Raw genomic sequence first — 13,046 nt, forward strand, 5'->3', positions numbered from 1 at the left:
GGCGGCCCAACCCGCTGCGGCACCGCCCTGCTGCCGGCCGGCGCGGAGCGGTGCGGTACCGCCCTCCTCGGCCACCGGTTCCTGGACCGGTGGGAACGGGAGTGGGCGGCGGCGGGCGGCAGCCTCGGGCGCCCGTCGTCGCGAGGGGCGCACCCCGCATCCGGCGCCGGATGCCGTGACGGCAGGTGTCGTGGTGCCATGGAGAGACCACCGTCCCGTCCATCCATGCCCGTCCGTATCCGTCCACGTTCGTCCATGTCTTTCGTGCCTCTCGTGTCTTTCCGTGTCTTCCTTGAAGGGATCGGGTCATGGCCGCCGCGTCGCCCCTGGCCGCGTGTCTGCGCTCGCTGGGGGCCGTGCTCTTCGACACCGACGGAGTGATCACCGACTCCGCCGGGCTGCACGCCGCGGCCTGGCAGGAGGCGTTCGACGCGTGCCTGACGGCCGTGGGCGGGCAGCGCCCGTTCGATCCGGTGGGCGAATACCTCCGGTACGTCGACGGCAGATCCCGCGAGGACGGCGCCGCCGCCTTCCTCGCCTCCCGGGGCCTGGAGCTGCCGCTCGGCTCCCCCGGCGACCCGCCCGGCACCGGAACCGTCCGGGCGGTCGCGGCCCGCAAGGACGCCCTGTTCACCGCGCTGCTGGAGGCACAGGGCGTCACCGCCTGGCCCGGCACCGTACGGCTCCTGGAGGCCCTGCGCCGCGAGCGGGTGCCGTGTGCCGCCGTCTCCGCGTCCCGCCACGCCGGCGACCTGCTCTCCCGCGCGCGACTGCTCGACCGGTTCGCGGCCGTCGTCGACGGCAACGAAGCCGCGCGGCTGGGGCTGCCGGGCAAACCGGACCCGGCGCTCTTCCTGGAGGCCGCCCGCCGCCTGGCCGTACCCGCCGAGGACACCGCCGTGATCGAGGACGCGCCGGCCGGTGTCGAGGCGGGCCGGCGCGGCGGCTTCGGCCTCGTCGTAGGCGTCGACCGGACGGGCGGCCCGTACCGCGCGGGTCAGCTGCGGCGGCGCGGCGCCGATGTCGTCGTCAGCGACGCCGGCGAGCTGCTGCTGCCCGGGACCGGCTGATGGGAGCGGACGCCTGGACCTGGTCGTACGAGGGGTACGACCCCGGGGCCGAGCGGCTGCGTGAAGCCCTGTGCACCCTCGGCAACGGCCGTTTCGCCACCCGCGGCGCCGCCTCGGAGACCCCCGCCGGCCCCGCGCACTACCCGGGCACCTACGCGGCCGGCTGCTACAACCGCCTCACCTCCACCGTCGCCGGACGCACGGTCGAGAACGAGGACCTGGTCAACCTCCCCAACTGGCTGCCGCTGCGCTACCGCATCCTCCCGGCGGACACCCCGGACCCCGGCCCCTGGCTCTCCCCCGACCACCCCCAGCTGACCGGCCACCGCCGGACGCTCGACCTGCGCCGCGGCACCCTGACGCTCCGGTCGGTCTACGAGGACGGCGCCGGGCGGCGGCTGACCGTGACCGAGCGCCGCCTGGTGCACATGGCCGAGCCCCAACTCGCCGCGCAGCGCCTGACGTTCACCGCCGAGGGCTGGTCCGGCGCCGTGGAGGTGGTGGCCGGACTCGACGGCGATGTCCGCAACTCCGGCGTGGACCGCTACCGCGAGCTGGCCGACACCCATCTGACCGGCTGGTACACCGGCATCGAGGACGACGGCACGTTCTGGCTGCACTGCCGCACCCGCACCTCCGGCATCCGGATCGCGCTGGCGGCCCGCACCCGGACCGCACCGCGCCCCCGCGCCGGCCACGCCCGCCTCACACCACGGCGCGCCTCCCGCACCCTGACGGTCCCGCTCCGCCCCGGCGCCACCGCGACCGTCGACAAGACGGTGGCCCTGTACACCTCCCGCGACCGGGGTGTCACCGATCCGCTCGCCGCCGCCCTCGGCACCGTACGGGACGCCCCGGCCGTTCCCCGGCTGCTGGCCTCGCACCATCGCGGCTGGGACCGGCTCTGGCAGCAGGCGCGCCTGGACGTCCCCGAGGAGGCGGGCCGGATCCTGCGGCTGCACGTCTTCCACGTCCTCCAGGCCCTCTCCCCGCACACCGCCCGGCTGGACGCCGGGGTGCCCGCCCGCGGTCTGCACGGCGAGGCGTACCGCGGGCACGTCTTCTGGGACGAGCTGTTCGTGCTGCCGTTCCTGAACCTGCACTTCCCGGAGGTCTCCCGGTCGCTGCTCAACTACCGCCACCGGCGGCTGCCCGCCGCCCGCGAGGCGGCCCGCGAGGCGGGGCTGGCGGGGGCGATGTATCCGTGGCAGAGCGGCAGCGACGGCCGCGAGGAGACCCAGCGGCTGCACCTCAACCCGCGCTCGGGCCGCTGGCTGCCGGACCACTCCCGGCTCCAGCACCATGTCGGCTCGGCGGTCGCCTACAACGTGTGGCAGTACTGGCAGGCCAGCGGGGACACCAAGTTCCTGCACACCAAGGGCGCGGAGATGCTGCTGGAGATCGCCCGCTTCTGGGCGGCGAAGTCGGACTGGGACCCGGCGCTGGGCCGCTACCGCATCCGCGGCGTGGTCGGCCCCGACGAGTACCACGACGGCTATCCGGGCGCCGACCGGCCGGGCCTGGACGACAACGCGTACACCAACGTCACCGCGGCCTGGGTGCTGAGCCGGGCGCTCGACCTGTGCCGCACCCTGCCCGAGGCCCGTCGGCAGCAGCTCTTCGAACGGCTGGCGCTCGCCCCCGACGAGCGGCAGCGCTGGGACGACATCGCGCACCGGCTCCACGTGCCGTACCACCACGGCCTCATCAGCCAGTTCGCCGGCTACGGGCAGCTGGCCGAACTCGACTGGGCCGGCTACCGCGAGCGCTACGGCGACATCCGGCGGCTGGATCGGATCCTGGAGGCGGAGGGGGACACCGTCAACCGCTACCAGGCGTCCAAACAGGCCGACGTGCTGATGCTGGGCTACCTCTTCTCCCCGGCGGAGCTCTCCGGCGTCTTCGGGCAGCTCGGCTACCGGCTCGACGACGACATCTGGCGCGCCACCGTCGACCACTACCTCCACCGCACCAGCCACGGCTCGACGCTGAGCGCCCTGGTCCACGCCTGGGTGCTGGCCCGGGTGCGCCGCGCGGACGCCTGGACGTACTGCGAGGAGGCGCTGACCGGCGATGTCGCGGACGTCCAGGGCGGCACCACCGCGGAGGGCATCCACCTGGGCGCGATGGCCGGCACGCTGGATTTCGTCCAGCGCGGGTTGACCGGTCTGGAGACCCGCGACCGCGCCCTGTGGCTGGACCCCGCGCCGCTCCCCCAGCTCTCCAAGTTCGGGGTCCGCATCCGCTACCGCCGCCACCGCGACATCGACCTGCGGATCCGCGCCGACCGCGTCACCATCGCCGTCCCGGACTCGGAGCACGCCGCGGTGCAGGTCCGGCTCCGCGGCCAGCCGTTCACGGTCGCACCGGGAACGGTCCGGCGGCTCGGACTGCCCGGCGGCTGACGGTCGGCGGACGGGACCGGTGGCGGTGGGCCGCTCCGGGTGCCGCGGGCGGCAGCCGATGGGGCCGAAGGGCCCTGTCCGGTATGGCCCGTCCGGCACTCCCCCCGCCGTCCGCACCGGCCCTTTGCTGATCTCAGCGGCCGTCCGGCCGTGATCGCGCGGGCAGGTGAGGACCATGCGGCGGGAGCCGGCGAACGCCCCACAGAGGCGCGGCACCGGCATGCCCGGGACCGCCCGCGTCGTACGGCTGCGTGGTGCGCTCGACTACGTCAGCGCCCCCGGCACCGTCGCGCGCCTCGACGCACTGACCTCCGGGCCGCGCCCCGACCTGGTGCTCGACCTGGCCCGACTGGACTTCCTGGACTGCTGCGGCGTCGGCGTGCTGTGCCGTGCCCGTCGCCGCGTCCTGGAGCGCGGCGGCCGGCTCTCGCTGGTGATCACCGACCCGCATCAGCTGTGGATCCTGCGCACCGTCGGCCTGGGTGCCAGCTTCGACGTCCTCGACACGGTCCCGGACGACGGTCCAATACGGGGCGGCGGCGCGCCGTACGGTCCCCGGGGCGGTTCCCCGCTCACCGGTCCCGCATCGCCGCCGGGGCCGTCTGCACCGGCGTCGGCCCGGTGACGTCGAACGTCACGTCCACCACGCCCTCCACCGCGCGCACCAGCCGCGCCGCCACCGGGATCAGCGAGGTGTCCCGCACCCGCCCCGCTGAGCGTCACCACCCCGTCGGAGACGGTCACCCGCAGATCGCCGTGGGACACCGCGAGGAGATGCCCGACGATGTCCCGCCGGATTTCTGCGGCGAGTTCGTCGTCGGACCGGAGGAACACCTTCAGCAGATCGGCCCGGCTGACGATCCCCTGGAGCATCCCCTCGGCGTCCACGACCGGCAGCCGTTCGACGGACCGGCGGGCCATCGCGCGCGCCGCCTGGGCGAGCGTGGCATCGGCAGGCACCGTGACAGCGGGCGCGCTCATCAGCTCCCCGGCGGTCAGCTCCCCGGCCTTGCGCAGGTCCTCCGGCCGCCGCAACTGCTCCGGCCGGTCCGGATCCGCCTGCCGGACCTCCTCCTTGGGCAGCAGATCGGCCTCCGAGACCACCCCGGTCACCCGCCCCTCCCTGGCCAGTACGCGCACCGCGCCGACCTTCCACCGCGCCATGGTCTCGACGATCTCCTTGAACGTCGCCTCCTGGCCGACCGCGACCACGGTCCGGGTCATGACATCACCGACGAGGTGCGGGCTGTGCCGCATGACGCCTCCTCATACGGACCCGCCGATGGCACCCCCAGCGTGAACTCCCGCTCCTCCGGGGGGCAGGGACCGTCCGGCCCCCTCCGCGGGCGGCCCGGCTCACCCCTCCGCCACGGGCACCGCTTCCTCGTCCGGGTCCGCCCCGTGGAGATACCTTTCGTCGATGCGCTTCGGCCCGAACGGCCACTCCCGCTCGCCACGGGCCCACACCAGGAACGCCAGCCCGCCCGCCGCGACCCAGGCCAGCGACCATTCGATGGGGTGCCGGCCCGGAGGGCTGCGGTCCGCACAGCCGTAGATCACCAGCCAGCCGACCAGCGCCACGACGCTCGGCAGCGGGTAGAGCCACATCCGGTACGGGCGGCGCAGCGCCGGCTGGCGGCGGCGCAGCACGGTGACCGCGGCGACCTGCGCCAGCGACTGGACGATCACCATCACCGTGGTGAGCAGCTGGATGATCGTCGCCAGATCGGTGTGCCGGCCGAGGAGGAATCCGGCGGCCATGACGACGCCCATCGTCAGCAGCCCCAGGACGGGGAAGCGGTGGCGCGGGTGCAGCGCCCCGTACACCCGGAAGAACACACGGTCGCGGGCGGCGTCGTAGGGGACCCGCGAACCGCCCAGCAGCCCGGTGAGGACGGAGGTGACGGCGGTGACGAGGATGAGCGCGGTGACGGCGTCGGCTGCGGCCGGCCCCCAGGTCTTCTCCAGTACGGCGGCGGCGACGGACGAGCCCGCGGTGCTCTGCGGGTCCAGCATCTCCCGCCAGTTGACGACCCCGAGGGTGCCGATCTGCAACAGCAGGTAGATCGCCATGATGCCGAGGATCGAGGAGATGATGGCGCGCGGCAGGGTGCGGCCGGGCTGCCGGATCTCGGCGCCCATGTAGGCGGCGGTGTTGTAGCCGAGGTAGTCGTAGATGCCGATGGTGAGCCCGCCGGCGAACCCGATCCAGAAGTGACCGGCCGTCAACTCGACGGCGTGTGCGGGATAGGTGAACGCCAGCGCCGGGCTGAAGTGGGTGAACGCGGCCACGATGACGAGGGCTACGGAGGCGATCATCACCGCCCACAGCACGACGGTGAGCCGGGCGATCCGCTCCACCCGGCGCCACAGCAGCACCACGATCCCCACCGTGACCACCAACCCGACGGCATCCCCCTGCCCCTGGCTCATGCCCGGCCACAGGTACCCCAGGTACTGCACGAAGCCGATGACGCCCGTGGACATCCCGAGCGGGATGAACAGCATGGCCGTCCACACGAACAGAAACGGCATCAGCTTCCCGGTCCGGTACTGGAACGCCTCCCGCAGATAGACGTAACTCCCGCCCGCCCCCGGCAGCGACGCACCCAACTCCGCCCAGATCAGCCCGTCCGCCAGCGCCAGCACCGCGCCCGCGAGAAACCCGATGACGGCCTGCGGCCCGCCGAACGCGGTCACCATCAAGGGGATCGTCACGAACGGCCCGATGCCGCACATCTGGCTCATGTTGATGGCCGTGGCCTGGAAAAGCCCGATCCGGCGGACGAATCCCACCCGGTCGTCGAGGAGTTCAGGCATGCGTGAAGCCCCTTCCCGTGCCGGCGCGCACGCCGGTCCGCGGCCCGTTCCGCCGCGCCCCAGGCTGACACGCCGGACGCCGCCGCGCACCGGTGCGTACCGCACCGGCCCCGTCGGCCGCCCGCGCCCGGTCACCGCCCTCCGCCGGGCCGGCCGGTCACGCCTCCCCGTACGCCTCCCCGCCGAGCTCCAGCCGCGCCGCCCCGGCCGTGGTGTCCGCCAGCCAGGCCCCGAACCCCGCCACCTCCGCCTCCGGCACGCCGACCTCGATACGGACCTCGGCCCCGTACGTCACCTCGCGCACCGCCCGGCCGGTCGTCCGCAGGTCGTTCTCCACCCGCCCGGCGCGCTGGTGGTCGACGGTCACCGTCACCAGCCGGAACCGCTGCCGGACGACCGTCCCGAGCGTGTCCAGCGCCTCGCCGACCACGCCCCCGTAGGCGCGGATCAGCCCGCCGGCGCCCAGCTTGACCCCGCCGAAATACCGCGTGACCACGGCGACCACATAGCGCATCTCGCGCCGCACCAGCATCTGGAGCATCGGCACCCCGGCCGTGCCGCCCGGTTCGCCGTCGTCGCTCGCCTTCTGGATGCCGCCGTCCGCACCGAGGACGTACGCGAAGCAGTGGTGCCGGGCCGTCGGGTGCTCCTTGCGGATGCGCGCGATGAAGTCCTGCGCCTCGGCCTCCGTCGCGACCGGCGCGAGCGCGCAGATGAAGCGGGACTTGTTGATCTCGATCTCATGGACGCCCTCGCGCGCGAGAGTCCGGTACTGCTCCTGCATCCGACCAGCCTAAGCGGGCCCGCCGGCCGGCGGACACCGGCCGGTCCCGGTCCCCGCGCCGCGCTGCGGTGTCCGCCGTACGGGGGCAGTGCGCACGGCCACGCGGCGTACCCGGGCCGTCCGCACGGTGCGTCGGGCAGACGTCCGCGCCGCCCGTGGGCACTGTGACCCAAGGCAACGGGCTCGTGTTTGGGGCCCGCTCGTACCGCAGGAACGGATCGGCGGCTTGGCGGAGGGCTTCATGGAAAACAGCACACAGTCGGCGATGGCGGCCGGCGTACCCGTGACGGGCGACGAGATGCCCGAACCGCCACCAGAGGTCATCGAGGCGGCCCGCAACGCGCCCGACCACTGGCTGGCCATGGTGGACCTGACCTGGTCGGGCGACGGGGCGCCGCCGCTGTGGGCGCTGGTCGGGCAGTGGCGCTCGGGGCCGACCGGCGAGATCGAGGAGTGGCGGAACAACCCGGAGTACCGCCCGTCACCGCAGATGCTGGACTGGTCCGACCCCACCGACCCCGTGGACCGCGCGCTACAGCTGGCCGCCACCGGCTACGGCCCGGCCCAGGACGTCTCCGACGAGCTGGCGCGTGCCGAGGTGTCCGTACTGGTCACCTCCACCGGCACCCCCCTCGCCGCCGCCTCCCCCGAGGGCACTCCGGTGATCCCCGTCTACACCTCCGCGGCCTATCTCGAATCCGTGGGCCGGCTCCTCTACGACCGCCGGCCGGTCGCCGAACTCGTCGAGCAGCTGCCGCCGGGCCACGCGCTCTACCTCAACCCGACCGGCCCGGTGAGCATGCTCGTGGAGACCGAGCAGCTGCGCACCGCACTGGCCGAGGCCGGGGCCGCCCGCACCGCGGAGACCGCGGACGGGGCCCGGGAGTCGGCCGCCACCACGGCCCTGCGCCCGGGGACCGGCGCGGGGACCGCCGAGCCGGTGAACGGCGGCCGGGCGATCGGCAAACCCGCCCGCTCTGCGGGCAGCACCGTCGTCGGCGCCTGACCACCCGGCAGCGGGAGGCCGGCGCACGCCCCCGGCCTCCCGCATCCGAACCCGCCCCGCCCGTCTTCCCCTTCGGGCGGGGCGTCTTGCTGCCGCCCTGCCCCGCCCGTTCCGTCCCCGCCCGGCGGAAGTGCCTGCCGGAAGCGCCTGCCGCACGCGCGACGGCAAGATCGCACCGACGTTTCGTGGTTGTCCCCCGGCTCCCGCGCTGTCTGTCGGAGCGGCCGACACCACCGGAGCTGCGCCGCCGGGACGCGGAACGGGTGGGCCCATCCGCCCGTGCGGCGTGCGCCGAGCGGAGTCACAGTGGAAGGAAACCCCCCGTCGTCGGCTCTTGTGTGAGGAGAGGCAGCAGATGGCTTGAGCGTTCGGGACCCGGGCTCCGTCGGCCGGTGGGAGGAAAGGGCCAGGTCCGACACCCTGGAGGCGCAGGACCGCTGTCCAGCGGCATCGGGGCCGGCGCACCGCCCACCACGGCGGACGGGTTCCCGGCATCATCCCGATCACGTACCACTGCGAGGCCACGTGAACAGCTTGCTTCTCCCGCCGGCGCCCTGACCAGGTGGGTCAGGAGGACTCAGTGGGAACGACGGACATGGACGTCACCGTCACGGAGGAGAGCCCGTTCCGGTTCCGCATCGACCGGCAGGGTGCCATGCGCGTGCCCGGTGTCGTCTTCGCCAGCCGTGAGCTGCTGCCGCAGGCGTCCGGTGACAGAGCCCTGGAGCAGGTGGTGAACGTGGCCACGCTGCCCGGCATCGTCCGCGCCTCCTTCGCCATGCCCGACGTGCACTGGGGGTACGGCTTCCCCATCGGCGGGGTCGCCGCCACGGACGTCGACGCGGGCGGGGTCGTCTCGCCGGGCGGCGTCGGCTTCGACATCTCCTGCGGTGTCCGGCTCTTGGCCGCCGGCATACAGCAGGCCGAGCTGGCCCCTCGCTTGAAGAGGCTGATGGACATCCTTGGGGACACCACCCCGCGCGGCGCGGGACGCGGCGGACTGTGGAAATTGTCCGGACGCGCACAGATGGAGAAGCTGCTCACCGGCGGCGCCCGGTACGCGGTCGAACGCGGCCACGGCGTACCGCAAGATCTGGGCCGCTGCGAGGACTGCGGGGCTCTGACAACCGCCGACCCGGAGCAGGTCGGGCAGCGTGCTGTGGAGCGTGGGCTGCACCAGGTGGGCAGCCTCGGCTCGGGCAACCACTTTCTGGAAGTCCAGGCGGTGGACCGGGTGTACGACGAAAGGACAGCGACCGCCTTCGGCCTGCGGGACGGCCAGGTCTGCGTGATGATCCACTGTGGCTCCCGCGGCCTCGGTCACCAGGTGTGCACCGATCACGTCCGGGTCATGGACCACTCACTGCGCGCCTACGGCATCGTCATCCCGGACCGACAGCTGGCCTGCGCACCCGTCGTTTCCCCTCCCGGCCGCGACTACCTCGGGGCGATGGCCGCCGCCGCGAACTACGGCCGCGCCAACAGGCAACTGCTCACCGAGGCCGCACGTCGTGCGTTCGCCACCGCGGCCGGTGTGGGCGTGGACCTGGTGTACGACGTCTCGCACAACATGGCCAAGATCGAGACCCATGAGGTGGACGGTGTGCCCCGCCCGCTGTGCGTCCACCGCAAGGGAGCCACCCTCGCCCTCCCGCCCGGTCACCCCGACCTGCCGGAGGATCTTGCCGAGGCCGGCCAGCCCGTCCTCGTCCCCGGCACGATGGGCACCGCCTCGTATGTCATGGTCGGCACGTCCGGCAACGATGCGTTCTTCTCCGCCTGCCACGGCGCGGGCCGCGTGTGGAGCCGCCATCGGGCGCTGCGTGAAGTCCGCGGAGAAGAGTTGCACAGCGCACTCGAGTCCCGCGGCATCGTTGTCCGGCCCTCGTCCTGGCGCGGCCTCGCGGAGGAGGCTCCCGCCGCCTACAAGGACGTCGATGCGGTCGCCACCGCCACCGTAGGTGCCGGGCTGACCCGGCTGGTCGCCCGGCTGATCCCGCTCGGCGTCGTCAAAGGATGACTCCAGGGGCCGGTGGGCACGCCCCGGGGACGCCCCGGGGCGTGCCCGCAGTGAAGGGAGAACGTGCATCGTCAGCGCTTGAGGAAGGCGCGGGCACACGCTGCACCGGAGGGTCGGAGACCTCATGACGACGGCCGTGGTGCGCCCTCGGTCACGGTCCAGGCCACCGACGGACGGGGGGCGCTCGGCGGGATCGTGCCACGCGGGAGCCTCGTCCCCATCGCGATCCGTCTCTGCGAAAGCGTCGACGGCGTCGATGGTGTCGCCGACGTCACGAACCACCTCCGCTTCGACGCCGATGACACGAGGGGCGCGCCACGGCCGTGACCCCCGCGTGCCCCGTCCACGGTGCGGGCGAGGAGACCCTCCTCGTCGTCGCCGTGGCGGGCACCCGTGCCCGTCCTGCTGTGAAGTTCGGTGATCGACCGGTTGGTTGAGCTGAGCGTCGCGCGCAGATCGGCCTCCGAAACCCCCGGGACTGCGGGCATGTGCCGTGGTAGATCTTCGTCGGAGCACCCCCTGTTCAGCCGAGCATGGGCACGGCTGACGCGGTGCAGCGTCCAGGTAGGTCGACTGCTGTTCGTCACCCCGGCAGTGGTAGGGCGCCCAGCCGGGCACGGTGTCGAATCCGCCGTCGTCGTACGCCCGCAGGTCCAGAGCATCTCCCGCCGCGAAGTCGACGGCTGACGGATCGAAGTCGAACGACTCGGCCCTGCCTTCCCTTGCGTCGATCAGCGCGCAGCGGGCCGGTGCCTCCGTTCAGGCACCGGGCGTCCGGGAAGGTGGGACGGCGATGACGGGACAGCGTGCGAAGTGGACCACACCCTGACTCACGGAGCCGAGCAGCATGCCGGTGAAGCCTCCGTGACCCCGGGTTCCCACGACCAGGGCCAGCGCCCGGGCAGACGCCTTGATGAGCTCTTCCACAGGGTGGCCGGTGACGACCTCGTGGTGCAGCTCCACCTCGGGATACGACGCGGTACGGCCGGCCACGGTCTCGGACAGCAGGCGGCGGCATTCCTGCTCCATGGCCTGTTCGTCCAACAAACCGAACCGGTGCGACTGCCGCACGTACAGGGCCCGCAGGGCCGCGCCGTGCAGGGCGGCTTCCTGGAAAGCGAAGTCGACGGCGGACGCTGAGTACGGACTCCCGTCGACCCCGACGACGACAGACAGCGGCTGCCCGGTGAGATGCTCGGCCTCGGGCACCACGACCACCGGGCAGCGGGCGTGTGCCATCACCGGCAGCGTGACGGCGACCGCGCTGAACACCTCCTTGATCCGGCTCAGGTGGGAGGAACCCAGCACCACCGCGGCGGCGTCGTGAGCCTCCTCCCGCAGCACCCACGCCGGACTCCCCTCCGCCAGCACGGCGGAGAGTTCCACCTGCGGTTGCCGGGCCTCGGCAAAAGCCACCGCCTCTTTCAGCACGCGCTCACCGGTCTCGTGCAGCGCCTGGCTCCACTCCTCCCAGGACGGCCGCACCGCCGTCTTCCGGTAGCCGCCGGTGGGCACCCCCTCGGCGTGCACCAGACGCAACGGAACACGACGCCGGGCCGCCTCGTCCGCTGCCCAGGCAAGAGCCGTCCGCTGGGAGGATTCCGGGGCGACACCGACCACGATCGGCCGACGCGTTTCCGCTGGAGCCATCGCCACCTCCTGGCTGCTCCCCCCATGCCTCGCCCCTCCTGTCCCCAGCATGACTCCGCCGGCAAGGGGCGTCTCGGCGTGTGGTCGCGGTGCCCGCTCAGGTCGTCGCCGCGTTCCCTCCGCCCAGTGGGCCGGTATCCCGTCGGATCGGACGGCGCCCGCTCGTGCCCAAGCTCGGTTCCAGGCACTGCGGGATGCCGGCGACTGGATGCAGGCACCGTTCGGACCGTGACGCTTTCGCGGCGCCCGCGTCAGGCAGCGCACGGCACGGTCCGGAGAGTGGGCACTCGCTCCAGGCGGAATATCGCCCCCCAACCGGAACCGGACAAAGATCGATGCGAATTTTTTGATTCGCCGCCTAGCCGGTCGAAGACTTCCCTTCGGAGACATGGCCAAAAAATCGGCCGCCGACGTGCACATCCTGCTCCGGCATTTAATCCCGTGCCACCTTGCACAATGCCTCCTTCTTTTCCCGCAGGACCTGTCACGGAAAGAGACATTGACGCCACCGCGTTACCGAGCACCCGCAGTCCGGATACATTCGACCGAGGCCTCTGGAGCGATCGGTCGCACACCAGCAGCAGGTGCGCGAAGTCAGCCATGGATGCACGGCTTGTCGAGAACGGAGAAGAGGCCCCTGACCGGGAGTTCCCCGGTCAGGGGCCAGCCATCTCAGGATCGCTGTGGGATGTGAGCCCACGGTGGCGTCGCCGCCACGACAGTTTTCAAGACCGTCAAGGGCGTGGAAACGAGTGGTCACACATCGAGCGTGACCGAGCACCGCCAGCCATCCTGCCCGCGATCGAATGCCAGCTCATGGAGGGTGGCCGCTTTCGGCACGGCCCCCGTCACCGGGAGCGATCCGATGTCCGCCATGCACAGCAGGGCACGCAGCCCACCGCGGACGGCGGTCACCTCCACCTCGACCGGAACCTCGTCGTGGGTGTCAAGCCAGTAAACGAGCTCTTCCAACAGGGCCAACAACAGATCCTGGTTCGTGTCGCCCCGCACTACGACGTCCCGCTGACGCACACCGACCGCACCCGCCAGGTCCAGGAACGACTCGCAGACACCCCGCACGGCCTGCGCCAGACACATCTCACGAGTCGGGCCCCATGCCTCGACCCGCAGATCCGCGGTGTGCGGAACGCTGCGGTGCCCGCCGAGCCGCGCGGAGTCCTCCGGCCGCATCATGCCCGCGCTCCTCCTGTGACGGCCCCCATCGGACCGGATGATCCGCCCGGTTCGTGAGGGGCGATCGGCTGTCGCCGGGCTGCGGCCGAAAGCGCCC

General features: G+C 72.7%; 9 protein-coding genes and 1 pseudogene. 5 read left to right on the top strand and 5 right to left on the bottom strand.

Annotated features, from left to right (window positions below):
• Positions 1-308: 308 nt before the first annotated feature.
• The 3 genes from IEZ17_RS32785 to IEZ17_RS32795 all read left to right on the top strand — a co-directional run bounded on the left by IEZ17_RS32785 (position 309) and on the right by IEZ17_RS32795 (position 4,100).
• A complete protein-coding gene (locus IEZ17_RS32785; protein ID WP_189306579.1) occupies positions 309-1,070 on the top strand; it encodes an HAD family hydrolase in 762 nt (253 codons plus the stop codon).
• Positions 1,070-3,475 carry a glycoside hydrolase family 65 protein gene (locus IEZ17_RS32790; protein ID WP_189306582.1) on the top strand — a complete coding sequence of 802 codons (2,406 nt, stop codon included), beginning with the start codon at positions 1,070-1,072 and terminating at the stop codon, positions 3,473-3,475. Before IEZ17_RS32785 ends, IEZ17_RS32790 begins: the two co-directional genes overlap by 1 nt.
• Positions 3,476-3,695: 220 nt before the next feature.
• Positions 3,696-4,100, top strand: a complete 405-nt coding sequence (locus IEZ17_RS32795) for an STAS domain-containing protein (protein WP_189306584.1) — start codon at positions 3,696-3,698, stop codon at positions 4,098-4,100.
• On the opposite strand, the pseudogene IEZ17_RS32800 reads toward IEZ17_RS32795, so the two are convergent.
• The 3 genes and pseudogenes from IEZ17_RS32800 to IEZ17_RS32810 form a co-directional block, all read right to left on the bottom strand.
• Positions 4,048-4,732, bottom strand: a pseudogene (locus tag IEZ17_RS32800) (CBS domain-containing protein). The gene IEZ17_RS32795 and the pseudogene IEZ17_RS32800 overlap by 53 nt on opposite strands.
• Positions 4,733-4,831: 99 nt before the next feature.
• Positions 4,832-6,295, bottom strand: a complete 1,464-nt coding sequence (locus IEZ17_RS32805; RefSeq protein ID WP_189306587.1) for an APC family permease — start codon at positions 6,293-6,295, stop codon at positions 4,832-4,834.
• Between the two features lie 157 nt (positions 6,296-6,452).
• Positions 6,453-7,079: a YigZ family protein gene (locus tag IEZ17_RS32810; RefSeq protein WP_189306589.1), complete on the bottom strand. Its 627-nt coding sequence runs from the start codon at positions 7,077-7,079 to the stop codon at positions 6,453-6,455.
• A gap of 241 nt (positions 7,080-7,320) precedes the next feature.
• Here IEZ17_RS32810 and IEZ17_RS32815 point away from each other — a divergent pair, with 241 nt between their 5' ends.
• Both IEZ17_RS32815 and IEZ17_RS32820 read left to right on the top strand, forming a co-directional pair.
• Complete coding sequence (locus tag IEZ17_RS32815; protein ID WP_189306591.1) at positions 7,321-8,085, top strand: type VII secretion system-associated protein; 765 nt, start codon at positions 7,321-7,323, stop codon at positions 8,083-8,085.
• A 580-nt stretch (positions 8,086-8,665) separates the two neighbouring features.
• Positions 8,666-10,105, top strand: a complete 1,440-nt coding sequence (locus IEZ17_RS32820) for an RtcB family protein (RefSeq protein WP_308427736.1) — start codon at positions 8,666-8,668, stop codon at positions 10,103-10,105.
• Positions 10,106-10,864: 759 nt separating this feature from the next.
• Here IEZ17_RS32820 and IEZ17_RS32825 read toward each other — a convergent pair.
• Positions 10,865-11,755, bottom strand: coding sequence for a universal stress protein (locus IEZ17_RS32825; RefSeq protein WP_189306593.1), 891 nt, complete (start codon positions 11,753-11,755; stop codon positions 10,865-10,867).
• A 756-nt stretch (positions 11,756-12,511) separates the two neighbouring features.
• Positions 12,512-12,946, bottom strand: coding sequence for an archease (locus IEZ17_RS32830; RefSeq protein WP_229852865.1), 435 nt, complete (start codon positions 12,944-12,946; stop codon positions 12,512-12,514).
• Positions 12,947-13,046 lie beyond the last annotated feature (100 nt).

Origin of the sequence: Streptomyces albospinus, from assembly GCF_014648695.1 — a bacterium.
In the GTDB taxonomy this organism is placed as follows: Bacteria; Actinomycetota; Actinomycetes; order Streptomycetales; family Streptomycetaceae; genus Streptomyces; species Streptomyces albospinus.

Bases quoted from the DNA above. Each gene is read 5' to 3' on its own strand.
- IEZ17_RS32785 (WP_189306579.1), top strand. From the start codon at position 309: ATGGCCGCCGCGTCGCCCCTGGCCGCGTGTCTGCGCTCGCTGGGGGCC.
- IEZ17_RS32790 (WP_189306582.1), top strand. From the start codon at position 1,070: ATGGGAGCGGACGCCTGGACCTGGTCGTACGAGGGGTACGACCCCGGG.
- IEZ17_RS32795 (WP_189306584.1), top strand. From the start codon at position 3,696: ATGCCCGGGACCGCCCGCGTCGTACGGCTGCGTGGTGCGCTCGACTAC.
- IEZ17_RS32805 (WP_189306587.1), bottom strand. From the start codon at position 6,295: ATGCCTGAACTCCTCGACGACCGGGTGGGATTCGTCCGCCGGATCGGG.
- IEZ17_RS32810 (WP_189306589.1), bottom strand. From the start codon at position 7,079: ATGCAGGAGCAGTACCGGACTCTCGCGCGCGAGGGCGTCCATGAGATC.
- IEZ17_RS32815 (WP_189306591.1), top strand. From the start codon at position 7,321: ATGGAAAACAGCACACAGTCGGCGATGGCGGCCGGCGTACCCGTGACG.
- IEZ17_RS32825 (WP_189306593.1), bottom strand. From the start codon at position 11,755: ATGGCTCCAGCGGAAACGCGTCGGCCGATCGTGGTCGGTGTCGCCCCG.
- IEZ17_RS32830 (WP_229852865.1), bottom strand. From the start codon at position 12,946: ATGCGGCCGGAGGACTCCGCGCGGCTCGGCGGGCACCGCAGCGTTCCG.